The organism is Escherichia sp. E3659 (genome assembly GCF_005781135.1).
Classification (GTDB): Bacteria; Pseudomonadota; Gammaproteobacteria; order Enterobacterales; family Enterobacteriaceae; genus Escherichia.
This window is the reverse complement of sequence record NZ_VATQ01000004.1, coordinates 24,611-45,884: the sequence shown is the minus strand read 5'-3', so window position 1 is coordinate 45,884 and position 21,274 is coordinate 24,611. Positions and strand designations below refer to the sequence as shown.

Sequence of the window (21,274 nt, the reverse complement as noted above, 5' to 3'; positions counted from 1 at the left end):
CGATCAAAAGGCATTTTGCTATTAAGGGATTGACGAGGGCGTATCTGCGCAGTAAGATGCGCCCCGCATTCGGTGATTGGCGCAGCCTGGTAGCGCACTTCGTTCGGGACGAAGGGGTCGGAGGTTCGAATCCTCTATCACCGACCAAATTCGAAAAGCCTGCTCAGCGAGCAGGCTTTTTTGCATTTGTAGCCCGTGAGGATGAGAACCTCCGGGGGCAGGGAGGTTCGACTCGAGCGAAGCGAGAGAACGTTGCGCCAGCAACGGCCCGCAGGGCGAGCCACGAAGTGGCGAGTAATCCTCTGGCACCGACCAAATTAGAAAAACCAGCCTGCGGGCTGGTTTTTTGCTTTCTGTAACCCGCTCGAACGTAGGCCTGATAAGACGCGGTAGCGTCGCATCAGGCAACGGCACCGCACTTATTGTCGGATGCGGCGCGACCGCCGTATCGACCTACACACCACACATTTCCCTGCCAAATTTGCGCCTCACATCTCACTATCCATTAACGGATTTGTGACAGAAACCATTGTCTTTTTTTATATTTGCTTAAATCTTTTTTTGCGTTACTTATGGCTGGCGCTGGCATTTTCCGCTGTGCGTTTTAGCGTTCATGGTATTAATCGCTCAGATATCCACCTTTTCCTCAGATTTTTTTCATTAAATGCATAAAACTTAATCACCAATTGTTGCTAAATATTAAGCTGATTGTTCTGGTTATGTTGGCGTAGCACAAATTTCTCTGCTGCAAATAGTTGTTTGAAGTTTTTTTAATCTTTGTTTGTGGATTCTCACCGTTGGTGTAAATCCCGGTGGGCTGTATTGACGTTTTCACATTCTGTTGACAGATTGTAGGTCACGAGGGGCATTTTATGGAGGATCCGCACTGTAACACTGATGTTAATTAGTACGGCATCCCCACCTCATAACGTTGACCCGACCGGGCAAAAAACAAAAAAGGTCAGGCAGCGACAACCCACTGCAAAGGGTTAAAACAACAAACATCACAATTGGAGCAGAATAATGCGTATTTCCTTGAAAAAGTCAGGGATGCTGAAGCTTGGTCTCAGCCTGGTGGCTATGACCGTCGCAGCAAGTGTTCAGGCTAAAACTCTGGTTTATTGCTCAGAAGGATCTCCGGAAGGGTTTAACCCGCAGCTGTTTACTTCCGGCACCACCTATGACGCCTCTTCCGTACCGCTTTATAACCGTCTGGTTGAATTTAAAATCGGCACCACCGAAGTGATTCCGGGCCTCGCTGAAAAGTGGGAAGTCAGCGATGACGGTAAAACCTATACCTTCCACTTGCGTAAAGGTGTGAAGTGGCACGACAACAAAGAATTCAAACCGACGCGCGAACTGAACGCCGATGACGTGGTGTTCTCGTTCGATCGTCAGAAAAACGCGCAAAACCCGTACCATAAAGTTTCTGGCGGCAGCTACGAATACTTCGAAGGCATGGGCTTGCCGGAGCTGATCAGCGAAGTGAAAAAGGTGGACGACAACACCGTTCAATTCGTGCTGACTCGCCCGGAAGCGCCGTTCCTCGCTGACCTGGCAATGGACTTCGCCTCTATTCTGTCAAAAGAATATGCTGATGCGATGATGAAAGCTGGTACACCGGAAAAACTGGACCTCAACCCAATCGGCACCGGCCCGTTCCAGTTACAGCAGTATCAAAAAGATTCCCGTATTCGCTACAAAGCGTTTGATGGCTACTGGGGTACCAAACCGCAGATCGATACGCTGGTCTTCTCTATTACCCCTGACGCTTCCGTGCGTTACGCTAAATTGCAGAAAAATGAATGCCAGGTAATGCCGTACCCGAACCCGGCAGATATCGCTCGCATGAAGCAGGATAAATCCATCAACCTGATGGAAATGCCGGGGCTGAACGTCGGTTATCTCTCGTATAACGTGCAGAAAAAACCACTGGATGACGTGAAAGTTCGCCAGGCTCTGACCTACGCAGTGAACAAAGATGCGATCATCAAAGCGGTTTATCAGGGCGCGGGCGTGGCAGCGAAAAACCTGATCCCACCAACCATGTGGGGCTATAACGACGACGTTCAGGACTACACCTACGATCCTGAAAAAGCGAAAGCCTTGCTGAAAGAAGCGGGTCTGGAAAAAGGTTTCTCCATCGACCTGTGGGCGATGCCGGTACAACGTCCGTATAACCCGAACGCTCGCCGCATGGCGGAGATGATTCAGGCGGACTGGGCGAAAGTGGGCGTGCAGGCCAAAATCGTCACCTACGAATGGGGTGAGTATCTCAAGCGTGCGAAAGATGGCGAGCACCAGACGGTAATGATGGGCTGGACTGGCGATAACGGGGATCCGGATAACTTCTTCGCCACCCTGTTCAGCTGCGCCGCCTCTGAACAAGGCTCCAACTACTCAAAATGGTGCTACAAACCGTTTGAAGATCTGATTCAACCGGCGCGTGCTACTGACGACCACAACAAGCGTGTTGAACTGTACAAACAAGCACAGGTGGTGATGCACGATCAGGCTCCGGCACTGATCATCGCTCACTCCACCGTGTTTGAACCGGTACGCAAAGAAGTTAAAGGCTATGTGGTTGATCCATTAGGCAAACATCACTTCGAAAACGTCTCTATCGAATAATTAAAAGCCATACAAGACTGATGGCAAAGGCAAAACTGCCTGATGCGCTCCGCTTATCAGGCCTACGATAATTCTGCAATGTATTGAGTTTGCACGATTTTGTAGGCCGGATACGGCGTTAACGCCGCATCCGGCATAAACAAAGCGCACTTTGTCAACAATCTGTATACCCGGTGGCGCTGTGCCTCTGCGTGCAGCGCCACCCGGCAGCAATACTTCATTCTCTGTCCGGCACGGGCGGGAATTGATTTGTGAGCAATACAGACACGCAGTTCCAGGCTGCGGGTCACTATAGAGAATCCGGGTTATGTTGCAGTTTATTCTCCGACGTTTGGGACTCGTCATCCCCACGTTTATCGGTATTACCCTTCTCACATTTGCCTTTGTCCACATGATCCCGGGCGATCCGGTGATGATCATGGCGGGCGAACGTGGGATCTCCCCAGAGCGTCACGCGCAGCTGCTGGCTGAACTCGGCTTGGATAAACCGATGTGGCAGCAGTATCTCCATTACATTTGGGGCGTAATGCACGGCGATTTAGGCATTTCGATGAAAAGCCGCATCCCGGTTTGGGAAGAGTTCGTGCCGCGCTTCCAGGCCACGCTGGAACTTGGTGTCTGCGCGATGATTTTTGCTACGGCAGTCGGTATTCCGGTTGGTGTGCTGGCTGCGGTTAAACGCGGTTCCATTTTCGATCACACTGCGGTTGGCCTGGCGCTGACCGGCTACTCGATGCCAATTTTCTGGTGGGGCATGATGCTGATCATGCTGGTTTCGGTGCACTGGAACCTGACGCCCGTCTCCGGTCGCGTGAGCGACATGGTGTTCCTTGACGACTCCAATCCGTTAACCGGTTTTATGCTGATCGACACCGCTATCTGGGGTGAAGACGGTAACTTTATCGATGCCGTCGCCCATATGATCTTACCTGCGATGGTGCTGGGCACAATTCCGCTGGCGGTTATCGTGCGTATGACGCGCTCTTCGATGCTGGAAGTGCTGGGTGAAGATTACATCCGCACCGCGCGCGCCAAAGGGTTGACCCGCCTTAGGGTGATTATCGTCCATGCGCTGCGTAACGCGATGCTGCCGGTGGTGACCGTTATCGGCCTCCAGGTGGGAACATTGCTGGCGGGGGCGATTCTGACCGAAACCATCTTCTCGTGGCCTGGTCTTGGGCGCTGGTTGATTGACGCACTGCAACGTCGAGACTATCCGGTAGTGCAGGGCGGCGTATTGCTGGTGGCGACGATGATTATCCTCGTCAACCTGCTGGTCGATCTGCTGTACGGCGTGGTGAACCCGCGTATTCGTCATAAGAAGTAAGGGGACATCATGTCACAGGTTACTGAAAATAAAGTGATTAGCGCACCGGTGCCGATGACCCCTTTACAGGAGTTCTGGCACTATTTTAAACGCAACAAAGGCGCGGTCGTCGGGCTGGTTTACGTCGTCATCGTGCTGTTTATCGCGATCTTTGCCAACTGGATTGCGCCGTATAACCCGGCGGAACAGTTCCGCGATGCACTGCTCGCCCCGCCAGCCTGGCAGGAAGGCGGCAGTATGGCGCACTTGCTCGGTACAGATGACGTCGGTCGTGACGTTATGTCGCGCCTGATGTACGGCGCGCGCTTGTCGCTGCTGGTTGGCTGTCTGGTGGTGGTGTTATCGCTGATTATGGGCGTTATTCTCGGCCTGATCGCCGGTTACTTCGGCGGCCTGGTCGATAACATCATCATGCGTGTGGTCGATATCATGCTGGCGCTGCCAAGTCTGCTGCTGGCGCTGGTGCTGGTGGCGATTTTCGGCCCGTCGATTGGTAACGCCGCGCTGGCGCTAACCTTCGTTGCCTTGCCGCACTATGTGCGCTTAACCCGCGCCGCCGTGCTGGTGGAGGTGAATCGCGATTACGTCACCGCGTCTCGCGTGGCAGGTGCCGGGGCGCTGCGCCAGATGTTTATCAATATTCTTCCCAACTGCCTTGCACCGCTGATTGTTCAGGCGTCTCTCGGTTTCTCTAACGCCATTCTCGATATGGCTGCTCTTGGTTTCCTCGGCATGGGGGCGCAGCCGCCAACACCGGAGTGGGGCACCATGCTCTCCGATGTGTTGCAGTTCGCGCAAAGCGCCTGGTGGGTCGTGACCTTCCCGGGTCTGGCGATCCTGCTGACGGTGCTGGCATTTAACCTGATGGGTGACGGTCTGCGTGACGCGCTCGATCCCAAACTGAAGCAGTAAGAGGTTCGAGATGGCGTTATTAAATATAGATAAATTATCGGTGCATTTCGGCGACGAAAGCGCACCGTTCCGCGCCGTAGACCGCATCAGCTACAGCGTAAAACAGGGCGAAGTGGTCGGGATTGTGGGTGAGTCTGGCTCTGGTAAGTCGGTCAGTTCACTGGCGATTATGGGGCTGATTGATTATCCGGGCCGCGTGATGGCAGAAAAGCTGGAGTTTAACGGCCAGGATTTGCAGCGTATCTCAGAAAAAGAGCGCCGCAATCTGGTGGGTGCCGAAGTGGCAATGATCTTCCAGGACCCGATGACCAGCCTTAACCCGTGCTACACCGTGGGGTTCCAGATTATGGAAGCGATTAAGGTGCATCAGGGCGGCAACAAAAGTACCCGCCGTCAGCGGGCGATTGACCTGCTGAATCTGGTCGGTATTCCCGATCCGGCATCGCGTCTGGATGTTTACCCGCATCAGCTTTCCGGCGGCATGAGCCAGCGTGTGATGATCGCCATGGCGATTGCCTGTCGGCCAAAATTGCTGATTGCCGATGAACCGACCACCGCGCTGGACGTGACCATTCAGGCGCAAATCATCGAACTGTTGCTGGAGCTACAGCAGAAAGAGAACATGGCGCTGGTGTTGATTACCCATGACCTGGCGCTGGTGGCGGAAGCGGCACATAAAATCATCGTGATGTATGCAGGCCAGGTGGTGGAAACCGGTGATGCGCACGCCATCTTCCATGCGCCGCGTCACCCGTATACTCAGGCATTGCTGCGTGCGCTGCCGGAATTTGCTCAGGACAAAGAACGTCTGGCATCGTTGCCTGGCGTCGTTCCCGGCAAGTACGACCGCCCGAACGGCTGCCTGCTTAACCCGCGCTGCCCCTATGCCACTGACAGATGTCGCGCTGAAGAACCGGCGCTGAATATGCTCGCTGACGGGCGTCAGTCCAAATGCCATTACCCACTTGATGATGCCGGGAGGCCGACACTATGAGTACGCAAGAGGCCACCTCGCAACAACCGCTGTTGCAGGCTATCGACCTGAAAAAACATTACCCGGTGAAGAAAGGCATGTTCGCGCCGGAACGTCTGGTGAAGGCGCTGGATGGCGTTTCGTTTAACCTTGAACGTGGCAAAACGCTGGCGGTAGTAGGTGAATCTGGCTGCGGTAAATCGACCCTCGGTCGGTTGCTGACGATGATTGAAACACCTACCGGCGGTGAACTGTATTACCAGGGGCAGGATCTGCTCAAGCACGATCCGCAGGCGCAGAAGCTGCGTCGGCAGAAAATCCAGATCGTCTTCCAGAACCCCTACGGTTCACTGAATCCGCGTAAAAAAGTCGGGCAAATTCTCGAAGAGCCGCTGCTGATCAACACCGGCTTAAGCAAAGAACAGCGTCGGGAAAAAGCCTTGTCGATGATGGCAAAAGTTGGCCTGAAAACCGAGCATTACGACCGCTATCCGCATATGTTCTCCGGCGGTCAGCGTCAGCGTATCGCCATTGCCCGTGGTCTGATGCTCGACCCGGATGTGGTGATTGCCGACGAACCGGTTTCCGCGCTGGACGTCTCGGTGCGTGCGCAGGTGCTCAACCTGATGATGGATTTGCAGCAGGAGTTAGGGCTGTCTTATGTCTTCATCTCGCATGACCTGTCGGTGGTGGAGCACATTGCTGATGAAGTGATGGTAATGTACCTGGGCCGCTGCGTGGAGAAGGGAACGAAGGACCAAATCTTCAATAACCCACGTCATCCGTACACCCAGGCACTGCTCTCTGCGACGCCGCGCCTGAACCCGGACGATCGCCGCGAGCGTATCAAGCTCACCGGTGAACTGCCAAGCCCGCTGAATCCACCGCCGGGCTGCGCCTTCAACGCCCGCTGTCGTCGACGCTTCGGCCCCTGCACCCAGTTGCAGCCACAGCTAAAAGACTACGGCGGTCAACTGGTTGCCTGCTTTGCTGTTGATCAGGATGAAAATCCGCAGAAGCCAGCTGTATAACCCACCCGATGAGACCGGTTTTCATGCTGGTCTCATGTCAAATATGACCCTCTTGTGCTTTAACTATCACTTATAGATCTTTTTTGACCATTTTTATTGCAAATGGATTATATATGAGCTAAATTATAATCATTAATAAAAAATGGTTCATTTATGACGCTTAACGAATTCATTTAACCATAAATGATCTTTTTTTGTCTTTTATAAATTGAAAGGTTCTTTAATGATCTACACGGGGTCACAGAATCTGGCTCAAGAGTTGAAAGCGATCGGCGACCAGCTCCAGGAGTTGCAGAAGAAACTTATCCAGGGGCCGAATATTAGTCAACCACGCCCCCTCCGGACCATTGAGACTCCCCGTCATTTGGGGGAACAACTGAACGCACGTCGCAAAGAATTGGGCATTGATTTATACACACTTGAACTACAAACGGGGATCTCAACGTCCACGTTAAAGCGACTTTTTAAGGATCCTGAACAGGTTAAATTCGGCAGTGTGTTTGCGGTGGCGAACGTTCTTGGAGTGAAACTATGCATCGACGAGTGAAAGTGTTGCTCTATGGTCAGGTAGTGGGTGAACTCTCTCAGAACGACAGTGGTTTTTTGTTCCAGTACGCCCCGGATTACCACGGACCGGCAATCTCAATCAGTCTGCCCGTCGCACAGCGTCAGTTTCCCAGTGAGACGTTGCATCCTTATTTTGCCTCACTGGCGCCAGAAGGATGGCTGCGTCAACGCTACAGCCAGATACAGCATCGTGACGAAAACGATCCGCTGGGAATGCTTATTGATAACGGCAAGAATCTGCTGGGGGCAATCCAGATTTTACCTTGGGAGGAATAATGGCGAATTGTCGCATTCTGTTAACGCCGCTGAATGAACGTGACGAACAGCGCGGATATTCGACACAGGGGTTGAAGCGCCTGAGCGGCACTGCAAAATTGAATCCTCGGCTGGGGTTTACGCGAACTCAGTTTGTGCAGGAACTTCCGCGTCAACAAAAAGGGATGAGTATTTCCGGTTACCAGCCCAAATTGCAATTAGTGCTGGATGAAGGAGAGTTCCGCGTCGTAGATCATCAGGGAAATTTTATCCTTAAGCCCTCTCCAGCCGACTTTCCCGGTTTGGCCGAAAATGAACACGCAACAATGACATTGATGTCTCGTTTGGGATTTGACGTACCTGTGCATGGCCTGCTGAGTTTTGCACCACAATCAGAGGAGGAGCTTGAATACGCGTTTGTTATCCGGCGCTATGACCGGGATGACAAGGGGCAGCCAGTGCATCAGGAGCAACTTGATGGCGCGATGCAGATTACAGATAAATATGGCAAAACGGGAAATGATAACGAGCAATACGTCAGCTATGAAACGCTGGCCCGATTTTTAATTGCCCATGTTAACGACAACATCGCATTTAAAATCGATCTCTTTCGTCGCATTGTTTACGCCTGGTTGCTGGGTAATAACGACATGCATTTACGAAACTTTGGCTTAGTGTACTCCGATGGTTTGATGCCAGCGTTAGCGCCGGTGTATGACTTTGTTTCTGTCGCTCCCTATCCGGAATATTTTCACTCAAACTATCTGGCGCTGCCGTTATTGATGCGAGAAGAAGGCGGTCGGGAACTGGCTCCTGGATTTGACAGTGGTTATGGCGAGTATATCGGGCAGGACTTTTTGCTGTTGGGTGAATCGATGGGATTAGCGCCCAGATTGCTGGAAAAAATCTTTCAGGATATACGTAAAGAAAATACCATTGTTATGGAAACGTATGAACAGTCCTTTATGATTCAGGAGCATATCCAGGCTGTACTGAAATGCTATCGACATCGTCTGGGGCTGCTGTGAGCAGCCCCGTTACTTTTACTCAATCAGCTTCAACAGCGGCGAAAAGCACAGCAAAATGCCATAAAACAGGATAAGCCATGTTTTTAGCCCGCGTAGTTTTTTCAGTTGTGAAACTTTAGAGATCAGGAAAAACGGAATCAGGCACGACACAATGCCATATAACGGGCTTCCTAACTGAAAGAACACCAGCACCGATACACGAAACGAAACCCAAATCGTCAACGTAATGACGATAAAAGCGCAAATTGCCAGAGTCAGCATACGCGAGTTAATTTTCTGGGTATCAATAATTCGGCTTAACAGATTGAGAATAATGCCTTTAATGGCCTCGTGGAAACCGAGGTAAATGCCAAAGAATGCGGTCAGTACGGCAAAGATATTCAGCACCGTAGAGGTGATATGAATGATATGCCCGGGGATCACCTGCGCGGCTAGTGCCAGTGCCGAGATATTTTGTTCAAAGGCAGAAACGGCTTCTTCGTGGCTAATTGAGAAGGTAAACGAAAAGGCAAAAAACAGGATCACCGCGATGAGCGTGATATAGCTAATCCGGTGGGTACGCAGCGCGAGCCGAGTTGCCAGTACTTTATCTGTTTCCCGTTTACGATAGGCAATATTCATCGGGTTAAGCACCTGAATAAATACCGCAGAGAAGAAACAAAATGGAATGGTGAGCAGGACGTCGCGGAAAAATACGGAGGCTTGTGGGAAGGCGGTTATATTGGCGAAATTCCAGTGCGGGATCATCGCAAAACCGAACACGACAATAATGCCGACTTTGACCACCACCATTGGCCCGGAGATCTTAAATAGCAACCTTTCACCACCAGACGCAATCGCCACCAGTACGGTGAAAATAGCGACTTTATAAAGTAGAGATTGTGAAAGATCGGCATCGGTTAAACCGAAGGTTTTCAGGTATGAGGCACTGTCGAAAACCACGGAGAGAGAGTAGATAAAAATCCCGTGGATAATCATCAAAAAGTAGATAACCCCGAGGAAAATTCCCCAGTTTTTGCCCAGGTAATGACTGATAATATCTGTATAGTCATTACAGGAATCACTTTCTGAAAGTGTCTTTAAATAAATGTCCTGCACTATCCAGGTTGCCGGATAAGCAATGATTGCAGCGGTAATAAATACCCAAATCCCCTTCAGGCCAATTTGTACCGGCATCAGCACGGTTCCGGCACCAATCGCCATTCCTATACATAATAAAACCCAGCCGAAGTCGTAGCGCGTAAACGGCAATTTGTGATCGTGTAATGGTTGTGTGTTGTGCTGCATAAAGTCCTGTCCAGAAAGAAGTCAGCCTCGTAAAAATGAATAACCCCAGCTTCTCTTGCGCAACTGGTAGAGAAGTTGAATACGCAGTGTGTAACGAATGAGACAACAGATTCACTGGGGAGATTGCGAGGAGGCGCAATTCTACAAAATTGCGCATTTCACTACCAGTCTGGAGTCAGCTCGGATATGAACTGCAACTATTGTAAACAAAGAAATTAAGCTGGAAGGCATCACGCAGTGAGGAAAATTGCCAGATGCTGACGGTAAAACGCAATCGTAGAATCAGCGGCAAGCCGGAAGGATTCCGGTGAGGCGCAATGTTGCGGGGGCTTTATCCCCGGCGGCATTGGTTGCTGGAAAGAGAAAACCCCCGCACGTTGCAGGTCTGCACCTGGCAACATCACGGGGGCCATTCTTGATAGTAGACAACTCAAGGATAGCCGCGAAACGTTGTCATTACAACAGAGGCGGCTATATGACGCTCGCAGAGTTGAGCATGGCCTTCTGGCACGATTTAGCGGCTCCGGTCATTGCTGGCATTCTCGCCAGCCTGATCGTTAGCTGGCTGAATAAGCGGAAGTAATATGCGACGCGGGCGTCAGGCTGCCGTAATGGCAATTTGCGCCCGGACCAGGCCGCAGGGGGAAACTCTGCGGCCTTTTTCGTAAGAAAAATGCAACGGTTGCAAGCGGATAATATTCTGCGGAATGCGTAGCTCAGAGTGAAGAAGTGACGGATTCCGGAACAGAAAAACAATCGTAGAATCAGCGGCAAGCCGGAAGGATTCCGGTGAGGCGCAATGTTGCGGGGGCTTTATCCCCGGTGGCATTGGTTGCTGGAGAGAGAAAACCCCCGCACGTTGCAGGTGTGCACCTGACAACATCACGGGGGCTAATCTTGAACCTAGACCACTCAAGGATAGCCGCGAAACGTTGTCATTACAACAGAGGCGGCTATATGACGCTCGCAGAGTTGGGCATGGCCTTCTGGCACGATTTAGCGGCTCCGGTCATTGCTGGCATTCTCGCCAGCCTGATCGTGAGCTGGCTGAATAAGCGGAAGTAATATGTCATGCGGGCGTCAGGCTGCCGTAATGGCAATTTGCGCCCGGACCAGGTCGCAGGGGGGAACTCTGCGGCCTTTTTCGTAAGAAAAATGTAACGGTTGCAAGCGGATAATATTCTGCGGAATGCGCAGCACAGAGTGAAGAAGTGACGGATTCCGGAACAGAAAAACAATCGTAGAATCAGCGGCAAGCCGGAAGGATTCCGGTGAGGCGCAATGTTGCGGGGGCTTTATCCCCGGCGGCATTGGTTGCTGGAAAGAGAAAACCCCCGCACGTTGCAGGTGTACACCTGACAATATGACGGGGGCCATTCTTGAACATCAACAACTCAAGGATAGCCGCGAAATGTTGTCATTACAACAGAGGCGGCTATATGACGCTCGCAGAGTTGAGCATGGCCTTCTGGCACGATTTAGCGGCTCCGGTCATTGCTGGCATTCTTGCCAGCCTGATCGTGAGCTGGCTGAATAAGCGGAAGTAACGTGTCATGCGGGCGTCAGGCTGCCGTAATGGCAATTTGCGCCCGGACCAGGCCGCAGGGGTAAAACTCTGCGGCCTTTTTTGTAATTACTGCGGATAAGGCACCCAGTCGCCACCGTTCAGGCGAACATACGGTTTATTTTGATATTGAATGACCACCGCATTCGAGTTCTCGGAAACAGGCGCAGTCTGTGGTAATCCACTAGTGAGTTTTTTCCAGTCAACATTGTCTTCGGTGAAAATCTTGCCATCGAGAACGCGAACCACCAGATCAGAGATTGCCAGGAAGCTGCTTGGTTGGTCGATGACAATTGGCGCGCCCTGATGTGGTGTTTTCATGCCGAAGAATTTCACGCCAACCGGTACATTAGTGATTGCCGGGCTGGGGATATCACGCAAACCAGAAACTTGCATTCTGTCACCTTTCAACGCGCCACCGTGTTCCGGTACTACGACGACCATCACTTTACGACCCGATTTCTCCAGCTCAGTAAAGAAGGCGTCCAGTTCATCAAAGAACTTCTGCGCTCGCGCTTTGTAATCCGCTGTTTTGCTGACGCCCGGATAATGGTTGCCATCATGCAGTGGAAGCGTGTTGTAGAACGTGGCGCTACGGCTGTTTTTATCTTTTTCGGTAACGTCCAGCCAGCGGTTAAGCACGGCAGTATCGTCATAAACCGGCGAACCATCAAAGCCCAGTAAAATAACCGGCAGATTTGTTTGATCCATCAATTCGGTTTGCATACCGCCGTTTTCGCGAACTTCTTTCAGAAAGCCGCCAAACTGGCCGTTATGTCCCATCATCAGGTGCTGGGTAAAGCCCAGTTTTGACAAGTTATCGAACAGATAGCAGTCATTATTTGCTGGTTGATACAGATTGGTGTGCGATGGCTGACCGCAACTGGCGCGCAGCAAACGAATCGCCGCCGGACCGCTGTATGAGGTTGCAGAGTTGAAATTCTTGAACTCAATATCAAAATGCGACCACAACGGATGTGACATTAATCCGGCAGCTTCAATATCCGACCATGAAAGCGAACAGATATTAATCACCAGAAGCTCAAATGGCTGCGCATCCGCTGGCAGCGCGGATGGGAAGGTCGATTTACGTTTCGCCTCGGCGTTATAGAAATTATTCAGCCAGGCATTGAGGTTTGCGGTTGTCGGTGGCGCAGTTTGCGCTGGCATATCTCCAACTACTGGCGTGCCGCCGGTTGCCGCGACTGTTGCCGCAGCGTTACCGCCCGTCGTTGTTACCGTGGTGGTCGGTTGACCGGCTGGCCACAGGGAGAAACTTGGACCAGCCAGCGTAAGTACGTTCAGCCATACCAGAATGGCGACCACAAAAACGGTGATGCGAATCCATTGCGACAAGAATAACCAGGCCACTAACAAAACAAAGACAGCACCAATCATCTGCCAGTTAATAAAGCGCGTGACCAGATCGATTAAATAATCGGTACTAAAGCCTGCCACTTGTGACCCCTGGCTCATAATACTTTCCGGGCCAGGTAGCCAGGTATCATGCCAGAAGAGGGCAAAGCCGATCGGCAGGGCGATCCAGTGGCGCAGGCGATGCAGGCTGTAGCGCGGAATCGGCATTAGCAAGAATGCGGCAAATACCAGATTGAGTAGTGGGTGGAAGTTGAGATAACCCGCCCACAACAGGCCGAACTTAACCAGAAAATAAAAGTTCCAGCCAGAAAGGCCGCGCCAGTATTGCCAGAGGGAAGAAGGCATAGCGGTATTTTGGGTAAATTGAGTCATTTTTTGGTAGCCCTGGCTTTTTCTGCACGGCGTAACGTACCGGCCGGTTTTACATAACGAGGTTTCGCAAATAACAAACGCAGGGTGTCACGAATGCGCCGTAGGGAATGGCGCGCCAGATAGCCCAGCGGGAAAAAAACAAGCGCACAAACGACAATGATTTCAATGATATCGCTGATGGTCATCATGATGAATGCTCCACAGGATCACTCAACAGTCGCAGCGGTTCCGGTATTCGTCGCCAGTTACGCCCATCATGCTCGGCATTGATTACCGGCATGGAGGCCTGAGTTAAAGGCAGTGGCACCCCCCATTGTTCCGGGGCCAGCAGACGCATTTGCACCAGCTCGGCGCTGATTTGGTCATCTTCAAACCAGACCATACGGTTAGAGAAAATATCGCCGGTAGGTAACGGGAAAATGTGATTCAACGCAGTATCCAGATCGTTGATCCTGCAGAATGAGAGGAACAGGACCAGTCGATTTCCACCAACGGTCATAATGTCGCCAGTGCGATTTGGACGGCATAGTGTCAGGGCTTGCTCAACACGAATGCCAGGAACCGGGCGCAGTGCTACCAGCACCCCTTTACCATGCGCAGGCAGCAACGTGTTGTTCATCATATTATTTACTGCGTTACAGAACACATCCCACTTTTGAAAACCGCGCAGCTTCAGCGGTTGGGTCATTGACAGCAAGGTCGAGATATCTTCCGGAACATAGCGGCTGAACTTCTGCCCTTGCACGCTTTCAATCATCGTCAGACAGCGGGAGAGCGGGGCGTTCCAGGGAATAACCATGTTAGCGCCACAGGCCAGTAGCAGGCGTTCATCCGTGGCGCGCAGGCTGGCGGTATTTTCCCGCACGAGGATCTTCATCGCACTACCACGCTGGCGACGCAGGGTATGAATGCTGCGGGCCAGTGGTTCAATTTGCCCATTTTGCTGTAAAGAGAAAACGACGGTTGCAGCCTGTGCAGTCCGGGCTTCATTGAACAGAGTTTCGTTGTTGTCGAACAGTTGCCAGTGTTCTGATAACGGGGGGGCGCCTTCCAGCACAGCAATATTGCTAAGAATGCGTTTTTCATCGCTGCGTGGTTGGATCTCCGCTTCTTCACGCTGAACTAACGTCCAGATACCCTCTTGCTGCTGAACGATGAGTTGCTGACGGGCGCTAACCCCTTTTTCGTTGCACCAGAAGGCGATATCCAGCAGATGTTGATCGCCCTGAAAACGCAAACTGGCGAGGCCAAAAAGAGAACGGTACTCTTCCAGCAACAATGAAAATTGTTTATCGTTATTATTTCCTGGATTAATTACCAGCAGTGAGCAATGGTATAATCTGCTCCACTTGTTCATTTTATCCAGCCATGAACGAAGCCGCTCAGTTGGAATGTTTTGCCATGCGTTATTGGCACAAACAAGAATGAAAAGATAATTTTCGGGATCAATAGAACATTGTAAATCACGGGGCAAATAGTATAGCCCTTTTTCATGATTTAGCATTGAAAATAATTTTATTTTTTCCGGTCCGTGAGAATCATCTAATTTAAAGGTTTTTTCGGGATCGTTATCCATGCTAATGACCGCGACTTTCGCGGTTTCAGCTTGAGAAGCCATCGTTTGATTCACAAGGCTGATAGCATCTTCTTGACGATCGACGTTAAACCACCAGACGCCGCCTGCTGGCATATGCCGCAACTCATCCCACAAAGATGAGATACCGATAGAGAATACAGGGTCCACAACGTCCCTCAAGTCACCATTTTGTCTGATTATCAGTTTACTAGCGAAAGCTAAGAAATAAACCTACCATTGAAATTAAAACTTATCAGATTTAGCATGTGAATCAATTTAGCAGGCTGGAAGCCTTATGATATCAGTCTTTTCGTTTTTTACTTTCGTTAGTTGCGTACATGAAAGTTAAAAAATGAACGGATTACGTATTGCCGTCTGGCATTATACGGGCAAAATTCTGTCGATTAGAATTGACTGATGCGTGGCGGGTATATTTTATCGAGATTAAGCATAATGAATAACAACGAACAGGATACTCTGCCTGATCCCGCGATAGGCTATATCTTTCAGAATGATATTTTGGCGTTAAAGCAGGCGTTTTCACTGCCTGATATCGATTATGCCGATATTTCTCAGCGTGAGCAGTTGGCTGCAGCGTTAAAACGCTGGCCATTGTTGGCTGAGTTTGCGCAACAGAAGTAGGGGAGTAGTGAATGGCCGTACTGGGATTACAGGGGGTGCGGGGAGGTGTGGGTACAACAACCATCACCGCCGCGTTGGCCTGGTCATTGCAAATGTTGGGAGAAAATGTCCTGGTGGTTGATGCCTGCCCGGACAATTTGTTGCGCTTGTCGTTCAACGTTGATTTTACCCATCGTCAGGGCTGGGCCAGAGCCATACTGGATGGTCAGGACTGGCGAGATGCCGGGATGCGCTATACCTCGCAGCTCGATCTGCTGCCTTTTGGTCAGTTAACCATTGAAGAGCAAGAGAATCCCCAGCACTGGCAAACTCAGTTGAGTGCAATTTGCGAAGGCTTGCAGCAGCTGCAGGCCAGTGGGCGTTATCAATGGATTTTGATCGACTTACCGCGCGACGCCTCGCAGATAACGCATCAAATCCTAAGCCTGTGCGATCACTCGCTGGCAATCGTTAAAGTGGATGCTAACTGCCATATTCGGCTGCATCAGCAAGCACTGCCTGCTGGCGCGCATATATTGATTAATGATTTCCGCATTGGCAGCCAGGTTCAGGAAGATATTTACCAGTTGTGGTTGCAAAGCCAGCGCCGGTTACTGCCAATGTTGATTCATCGCGATGAAGCAATGGCTGAATGCCTGGCGGCGAAACAGCCGTTAGGTGAATACCGCAGTGATGCGCTGGCGGCGGAGGAAGTTCTGACGCTGGCAAACTGGTGCCTGTTGAACTATTCCGGGCTGAAAAAGCCAGTCGGGAGCGCGTCATGAGTATCTTGACCCGGTGGTTGCTTATCCCGCCGGTCAACGCGCGTCTTATCGGGCGTTATCGGGATTATCGTCGTCACGGCGCATCGGCTTTCAGCGCGACGCTTGGCTGTTTTTGGCTGATCCTGGCCTGGGTGTTCATACCGCTTGAACACCCGCGCTGGCAGCGTATTCGCGCAGAACATAAAAATCTTTACCCACATATCAACGCTTCGCGTCCGCGCCCGTTGGATCCGGTCCGCTATGTCATTCAGACTTGCTGGTTGTTGATCGGCGCTTCACGCAGAGAGACGCCAAAACCACGCTGGCGGGCATTTTCTGGCTTGCAGAATATCCGTGGGCGTTACCATCAATGGATGGACAAACTGCCAGAGCGTGTCAGCCAGAACACGCAACATCTTGATGAGAAAAAAGAACTGGGCCATCTGAGCGCCGGAGCACGGCGTTTTATTCTTGGCGTCATTGTGACTTTCTCGCTGATTCTGGCGCTAATTTGCGTCACTCAGCCTTTTAACCCGTTGTCGCAATTTATCTTCCTGATGTTGCTGTGGGGCGTGGCGCTAATGGTGCGGCGTATGCCAGGGCGCTTCTCGGCGCTGATGCTGATTGTGCTGTCGCTGACTGTCTCGTGTCGCTATATCTGGTGGCGATATACCTCGACGTTGAACTGGGATGATCCGGTCAGCCTGGTATGTGGCTTAATCCTGCTATTTGCGGAAACTTATGCGTGGATTGTGCTGGTGCTCGGCTACTTCCAGGTGGTATGGCCACTGAATCGTCAGCCAGTACCGCTGCCGAAAGACATGTCGCAATGGCCGTCGGTGGATATCTTTGTACCGACCTACAACGAAGATCTCAGCGTGGTGAAAAACACCATTTATGCTTCGCTGGGTATCGACTGGCCGAAAGACAAACTCAACATCTGGATCCTTGATGACGGCGGCAGGGAAGAGTTTCGCCAGTTTGCGCAAAACGTTGGGGTGAAATATATCGCCCGAACGACGCATGAACATGCGAAAGCAGGCAACATCAACAATGCACTGAAATATGCCAAAGGCGAGTTCGTGTCGATTTTCGACTGCGACCACGTTCCCACACGTTCGTTCCTGCAAATGACCATGGGCTGGTTCCTGAAAGAAAAGCAGTTGGCGATGATGCAGACGCCTCACCACTTCTTCTCACCAGATCCATTCGAACGCAACCTGGGGCGTTTTCGTAAAACGCCGAACGAAGGCACGCTGTTCTACGGTCTGGTGCAGGACGGTAATGACATGTGGGATGCCACTTTCTTCTGCGGTTCCTGTGCGGTGATTCGTCGTAAGCCGTTGGACGAGATTGGCGGCATCGCGGTCGAAACCGTTACTGAAGATGCGCATACTTCTCTGCGTTTACACCGTCGTGGCTACACTTCCGCTTATATGCGTATTCCCCAGGCGGCGGGGCTGGCGACTGAAAGCCTTTCGGCGCACATTGGGCAGCGTATCCGTTGGGCGCGCGGGATGGTGCAAATCTTTCGTCTTGATAACCCGCTTACCGGTAAAGGGCTGAAATTCGCCCAACGGCTGTGCTACGTCAACGCTATGTTCCACTTCTTGTCGGGGATTCCACGGCTGATCTTCCTGACCGCACCGCTGGCGTTCCTGCTGCTGCACGCCTACATCATTTACGCGCCTGCGTTGATGATCGCCCTGTTTGTGCTGCCGCATATGATTCACGCCAGCCTGACCAACTCGAAGATTCAGGGTAAATATCGCCACTCCTTCTGGAGCGAAATCTACGAGACGGTGCTCGCCTGGTATATCGCCCCGCCGACGCTGGTGGCGCTGATTAACCCGCACAAAGGCAAATTTAACGTCACCGCCAAAGGTGGTCTGGTGGAGGAAGAGTACGTCGACTGGGTGATCTCGCGACCGTACATCTTCCTCGTATTACTCAACCTGGTCGGTGTTGCTGTCGGCATCTGGCGTTACTTCTATGGCCCGCCGACCGAAATGCTCACCGTGGTCGTTAGTATGGTTTGGGTGTTCTACAACCTGATTATTCTCGGCGGCGCAGTAGCGGTATCGGTAGAAAGCAAGCAGGTACGTCGTTCACACCGTGTTGAGATGACCATGCCAGCGGCGATTGCCCGGGAAGATGGGCATCTTTTCTCCTGCACCGTTCAGGACTTCTCTGACGGCGGCCTGGGGATCAAGATCAACGGTCAGGCGCAGATTCTGGAAGGACAGAAAGTGAATCTGCTGCTCAAACGCGGTCAGCAAGAGTATGCCTTCCCGACTCAGGTTGCGCGCGTGATGGGTAACGAAGTGGGGCTGCAATTGATGCCGCTCACTACCCAGCAACATATCGATTTTGTGCAGTGTACGTTTGCCCGTGCGGATACATGGGCGCTCTGGCAGGACAGCTACCCGGAAGATAAGCCGCTGGAAAGTCTGCTGGATATTTTGAAGCTCGGCTTCCGTGGCTACCGCCACCTGGCGGAGTTTGCGCCTTCTTCGGTGAAGGGCATTTTCCGTGTGCTGACTTCTCTGGTTTCCTGGGTTGTTTCGTTCATTCCGCGTCGCCCGGAGCGGAGCGAAACGGTACAACCATCGGATCAGGCTTTGGCTCAACAATGATGATAACGCGATGAAAAGAAAACTATTCTGGATTTGTGCAGTGGCTATGGGGATGAGTGCGTTCCCCTCTTTCATGACGCAGGCGACACCGACGACGCAACCACTGATCAATGCTGAGCCAGCTGTACCCGCCCAGGCGGAGCAAAATCCGCGGGTCGGACAGGTGATGCCAGGCGTGCAGGGCGCGGACGCGCCCATCGTGGCGCAGAATGGCCCTTCGCGCGATGTGAAGCTGACCTTTGCGCAAATCGCGCCGCCGCCGGGCAGCATGGTACTGCGTGGCATTAACCCGAACGGCAGCATAGAGTTTGGTATGCGCAGTGATGAAGTGGTGACGAAGGCGATGCTTAACCTTGAATATACGCCGTCGCCATCACTGCTGCCGATACAGTCACAGTTGAAAGTCTATCTGAACGATGAGTTGATGGGCGTGCTGCCAGTGACCAAAGAGCAGTTGGGTAAAAAGACGTTGGCGCAAATGCCGATTAATCCGCTGTTTATCACCGACTTCAACCGCGTGCGGCTGGAGTTTGTTGGTCATTATCAGGATGTCTGTGAAAACCCGGCCAGCACAACGCTCTGGCTGGATGTCGGACGCAGTAGCGGACTGGATCTGACATATCAATCACTGAATGTGAAAAATGATCTGTCGCACTTCCCGATTCCGTTTTTCGACCCGAGGGATAACCGAGCCAATACGTTGCCGATAGTTTTTGCTGGTGCGCCGGATGTTGGTCTGCAACAGGCTTCGGCGATTGTTGCGTCGTGGTTTGGTTCCCGTTCTGGCTGGCGCGGACAGAACTTCCCGGTACTCTATAATCAGCTTCCGGACCGCAATGCGATTGTCTTTGCGACCAATGACAAGCGACCGGACTTCCTGCGCGATCATCCGGCAGTAAAAGCCCCGGTGATTGAGATGATCAACCATCCGGAGAATCCTTACGTCAAATTGCTGGTGGTCTTTGGACGTGATGACAAAGACCTATTGCAGGCGGCGAAAGGCATTGCTCAGGGCAATATTTTGTTCCGTGGCGACAGCGTAGTGGTGAACGATGTTAAACCGCTATTGCCGCGTAAACCGTACGATGCGCCAAACTGGGTGCGAACCGATCGTCCGGTCACCTTTGGTGAGCTGAAAACCTATGAAGAACAGTTACAGTCCAGCGGGCTGGAGCCGGCAGCGATTAACATCTCGCTGAACTTGCCGCCAGATCTCTACCTGATGCGCAGCACCGGTATCGATATGGATATCAACTATCGCTACACCATGCCGCCGGTGAAAGACAGCTCGCGGATGGATATCAGCCTGAACAACCAGTTCCTGCAATCTTTCAACCTGAGCAGTAAACAGGAGGCGAACCGCCTGCTGCTGCGGATCCCGGTGTTGCAAGGTTTGCTGGATGGTAAAACCGATGTCTCCATTCCGGCGCTGAAACTGGGGGCGACCAACCAGTTGCGTTTCGATTTTGAGTATATGAACCCAATGCCGGGCGGTTCGGTGGATAACTGCATTACCTTCCAGCCGGTGCAGAATCACGTCGTGATCGGCGATGACTCAACTATTGATTTCTCAAAGTATTACCACTTCATCCCGATGCCGGATCTGCGCGCGTTTGCTAATGCGGGCTTCCCGTTCAGCCGGATGGCGGATTTGTCGCAAACCATTACCGTGATGCCAAAAACACCAAACGAAGCACAGATGGAAACCTTGCTGAATACTGTTGGTTTTATCGGCGCACAGACGGGCTTCCCGGCGATTAATCTGACGGTGACCGATGATGGCAGCGCCATTCAGGGCAAAGATGCCGACATCATGATCATCGGTGGTATCCCGGACAAATTAAAAGACGATAAGCAGATCGATATGCTGGTGCAGGCTACCGAAAGTTGGGTGAAAACGCCGATGCGCCAGACTCCGTTCCCCGGCATTGTGCCAGACGAAAACGACCGCGCAGCAGAAACTCAGTCCACACTGACCTCTTCTGGTGCGATGGCGGCGGTGATTGGCTTCCAGTCACCGTATAACGACCAGCGCAGCGTGATTGCGTTACTGGCGGATAGTCCACGCGGTTACGAGATGCTTAACGATGCGGTGAACGACAGCGGTAAACGCGCCACTATGTTTGGTTCCGTAGCGGTGATTCGCGAGTCCGGTGTTAACAGCCTGCGCGTTGGCGACGTCTATTACGTCGGTCATCTGCCGTGGTTTGAACGTTTATGGTACGCACTGGCGAACCATCCGATTCTGCTGGCGATACTGGCGGCAATCAGCGTGGTGCTGCTGGCCTGGGTACTGTGGCGTCTGCTGCGCATCATCAGCCGTCGTCGTCTTAATCCGGATAATGAGTAATCG

Annotated in this window: 20 protein-coding genes, 1 tRNA gene and 1 other RNA gene; 17 read left to right on the top strand and 5 right to left on the bottom strand. The window is 51.9% G+C overall.

Features of this window, described 5'->3' with window-relative positions; genetic code table 11:
- Positions 1-70 precede the first annotated feature (70 nt).
- From FEK47_RS04650 to FEK47_RS04600, 10 genes are all read left to right on the top strand, one after another.
- Positions 71-147 (top strand) — tRNA-Pro (locus tag FEK47_RS04650).
- A 32-nt stretch (positions 148-179) separates the two neighbouring features.
- A non-coding RNA gene (locus tag FEK47_RS04645) (RtT sRNA) lies at positions 180-315 on the top strand.
- A gap of 708 nt (positions 316-1,023) precedes the next feature.
- A complete protein-coding gene (gene dppA, locus FEK47_RS04640) occupies positions 1,024-2,631 on the top strand; it encodes a dipeptide ABC transporter substrate-binding protein DppA (RefSeq protein ID WP_016262652.1) in 1,608 nt (535 codons plus the stop codon).
- A 307-nt stretch (positions 2,632-2,938) separates the two neighbouring features.
- The gene (gene dppB / locus FEK47_RS04630) at positions 2,939-3,958 is read left to right on the top strand and encodes a dipeptide ABC transporter permease DppB (RefSeq protein ID WP_021550012.1); all 1,020 of its coding nucleotides are present in this window, start codon (positions 2,939-2,941) and stop codon (positions 3,956-3,958) included.
- A gap of 9 nt (positions 3,959-3,967) precedes the next feature.
- Entirely contained in the window at positions 3,968-4,870 is a 903-nt protein-coding gene (gene dppC / locus FEK47_RS04625; protein ID WP_130258811.1) for a dipeptide ABC transporter permease DppC, read from the top strand.
- Between the two features lie 10 nt (positions 4,871-4,880).
- Positions 4,881-5,864: a dipeptide ABC transporter ATP-binding protein gene (dppD, locus tag FEK47_RS04620; RefSeq protein WP_135405349.1), complete on the top strand. Its 984-nt coding sequence runs from the start codon at positions 4,881-4,883 to the stop codon at positions 5,862-5,864.
- Entirely contained in the window at positions 5,861-6,874 is a 1,014-nt protein-coding gene (dppF, locus tag FEK47_RS04615) for a dipeptide ABC transporter ATP-binding subunit DppF (RefSeq protein WP_135486838.1), read from the top strand. Before dppD ends, dppF begins: the two co-directional genes overlap by 4 nt.
- Positions 6,875-7,097: 223 nt before the next feature.
- Entirely contained in the window at positions 7,098-7,421 is a 324-nt protein-coding gene (locus tag FEK47_RS04610) for a helix-turn-helix transcriptional regulator (RefSeq protein WP_130260126.1), read from the top strand.
- On the top strand, positions 7,406-7,717 hold the full coding sequence (locus FEK47_RS04605; RefSeq protein ID WP_130210092.1) for a HipA N-terminal domain-containing protein: 312 nt from the start codon (positions 7,406-7,408) through the stop codon (positions 7,715-7,717). The genes FEK47_RS04610 and FEK47_RS04605 overlap by 16 nt, the downstream gene beginning before the upstream one ends.
- A complete protein-coding gene (locus tag FEK47_RS04600) occupies positions 7,717-8,724 on the top strand; it encodes a HipA domain-containing protein (protein ID WP_135486837.1) in 1,008 nt (335 codons plus the stop codon). Before FEK47_RS04605 ends, FEK47_RS04600 begins: the two co-directional genes overlap by 1 nt.
- Positions 8,725-8,739: 15 nt before the next feature.
- Here the strand turns inward: FEK47_RS04600 and FEK47_RS04595 are convergent, their stop codons facing one another.
- Complete coding sequence (locus FEK47_RS04595) at positions 8,740-10,011, bottom strand: amino acid permease (protein ID WP_135486836.1); 1,272 nt, start codon at positions 10,009-10,011, stop codon at positions 8,740-8,742.
- A 230-nt stretch (positions 10,012-10,241) separates the two neighbouring features.
- Positions 10,242-10,412: a hypothetical protein gene (locus FEK47_RS04590; protein WP_167854650.1), complete on the bottom strand. Its 171-nt coding sequence runs from the start codon at positions 10,410-10,412 to the stop codon at positions 10,242-10,244.
- A gap of 74 nt (positions 10,413-10,486) precedes the next feature.
- On the opposite strand from FEK47_RS04590, the gene FEK47_RS04585 reads away from it, so the two are divergent.
- From FEK47_RS04585 to FEK47_RS04565, 3 genes are all read left to right on the top strand, one after another.
- Positions 10,487-10,594, top strand: a complete 108-nt coding sequence (locus FEK47_RS04585) for a type I toxin-antitoxin system toxin Ldr family protein (RefSeq protein WP_074399497.1) — start codon at positions 10,487-10,489, stop codon at positions 10,592-10,594.
- Between the two features lie 374 nt (positions 10,595-10,968).
- Positions 10,969-11,076 carry a type I toxin-antitoxin system toxin Ldr family protein gene (locus FEK47_RS04575; RefSeq protein ID WP_002431793.1) on the top strand — a complete coding sequence of 36 codons (108 nt, stop codon included), beginning with the start codon at positions 10,969-10,971 and terminating at the stop codon, positions 11,074-11,076.
- Between the two features lie 374 nt (positions 11,077-11,450).
- Complete coding sequence (locus tag FEK47_RS04565) at positions 11,451-11,558, top strand: type I toxin-antitoxin system toxin Ldr family protein (RefSeq protein WP_074399497.1); 108 nt, start codon at positions 11,451-11,453, stop codon at positions 11,556-11,558.
- An 86-nt stretch (positions 11,559-11,644) separates the two neighbouring features.
- On the opposite strand, the gene bcsG is transcribed toward FEK47_RS04565, so the two are convergent.
- Genes bcsG through bcsE form a run of 3 tightly spaced genes read right to left on the bottom strand, consistent with a single transcriptional unit; the run spans position 11,645 to position 15,080 of the window.
- A complete protein-coding gene (bcsG, locus tag FEK47_RS04560; protein WP_135405362.1) occupies positions 11,645-13,324 on the bottom strand; it encodes a cellulose biosynthesis protein BcsG in 1,680 nt (559 codons plus the stop codon).
- A complete protein-coding gene (gene bcsF, locus FEK47_RS04555) occupies positions 13,321-13,512 on the bottom strand; it encodes a cellulose biosynthesis protein BcsF (RefSeq protein WP_130216286.1) in 192 nt (63 codons plus the stop codon). Before bcsF ends, bcsG begins: the two co-directional genes overlap by 4 nt.
- Positions 13,509-15,080 (bottom strand): cellulose biosynthesis c-di-GMP-binding protein BcsE, encoded by a 1,572-nt coding sequence (bcsE, locus tag FEK47_RS04550; RefSeq protein ID WP_135385357.1) that lies wholly within the window; start codon positions 15,078-15,080, stop codon positions 13,509-13,511. The genes bcsF and bcsE overlap by 4 nt, the downstream gene beginning before the upstream one ends.
- A 273-nt stretch (positions 15,081-15,353) precedes the next feature.
- Here bcsE and bcsR point away from each other — a divergent pair, with 273 nt between their 5' ends.
- From bcsR to bcsB, 4 genes are read left to right on the top strand one after another with little or no spacing between them, the layout of a single operon-like run.
- Positions 15,354-15,542, top strand: coding sequence for a cellulose biosynthesis protein BcsR (gene bcsR, locus FEK47_RS04545; RefSeq protein ID WP_064527810.1), 189 nt, complete (start codon positions 15,354-15,356; stop codon positions 15,540-15,542).
- Between the two features lie 11 nt (positions 15,543-15,553).
- Positions 15,554-16,306 carry a cellulose biosynthesis protein BcsQ gene (gene bcsQ, locus FEK47_RS04540; protein ID WP_138183121.1) on the top strand — a complete coding sequence of 251 codons (753 nt, stop codon included), beginning with the start codon at positions 15,554-15,556 and terminating at the stop codon, positions 16,304-16,306.
- Positions 16,303-18,921 (top strand): UDP-forming cellulose synthase catalytic subunit, encoded by a 2,619-nt coding sequence (bcsA, locus tag FEK47_RS04535; RefSeq protein WP_130210108.1) that lies wholly within the window; start codon positions 16,303-16,305, stop codon positions 18,919-18,921. Before bcsQ ends, bcsA begins: the two co-directional genes overlap by 4 nt.
- Positions 18,922-18,931: 10 nt before the next feature.
- Positions 18,932-21,271 carry a cellulose biosynthesis cyclic di-GMP-binding regulatory protein BcsB gene (gene bcsB / locus FEK47_RS04530; protein WP_135487075.1) on the top strand — a complete coding sequence of 780 codons (2,340 nt, stop codon included), beginning with the start codon at positions 18,932-18,934 and terminating at the stop codon, positions 21,269-21,271.
- Positions 21,272-21,274 lie beyond the last annotated feature (3 nt).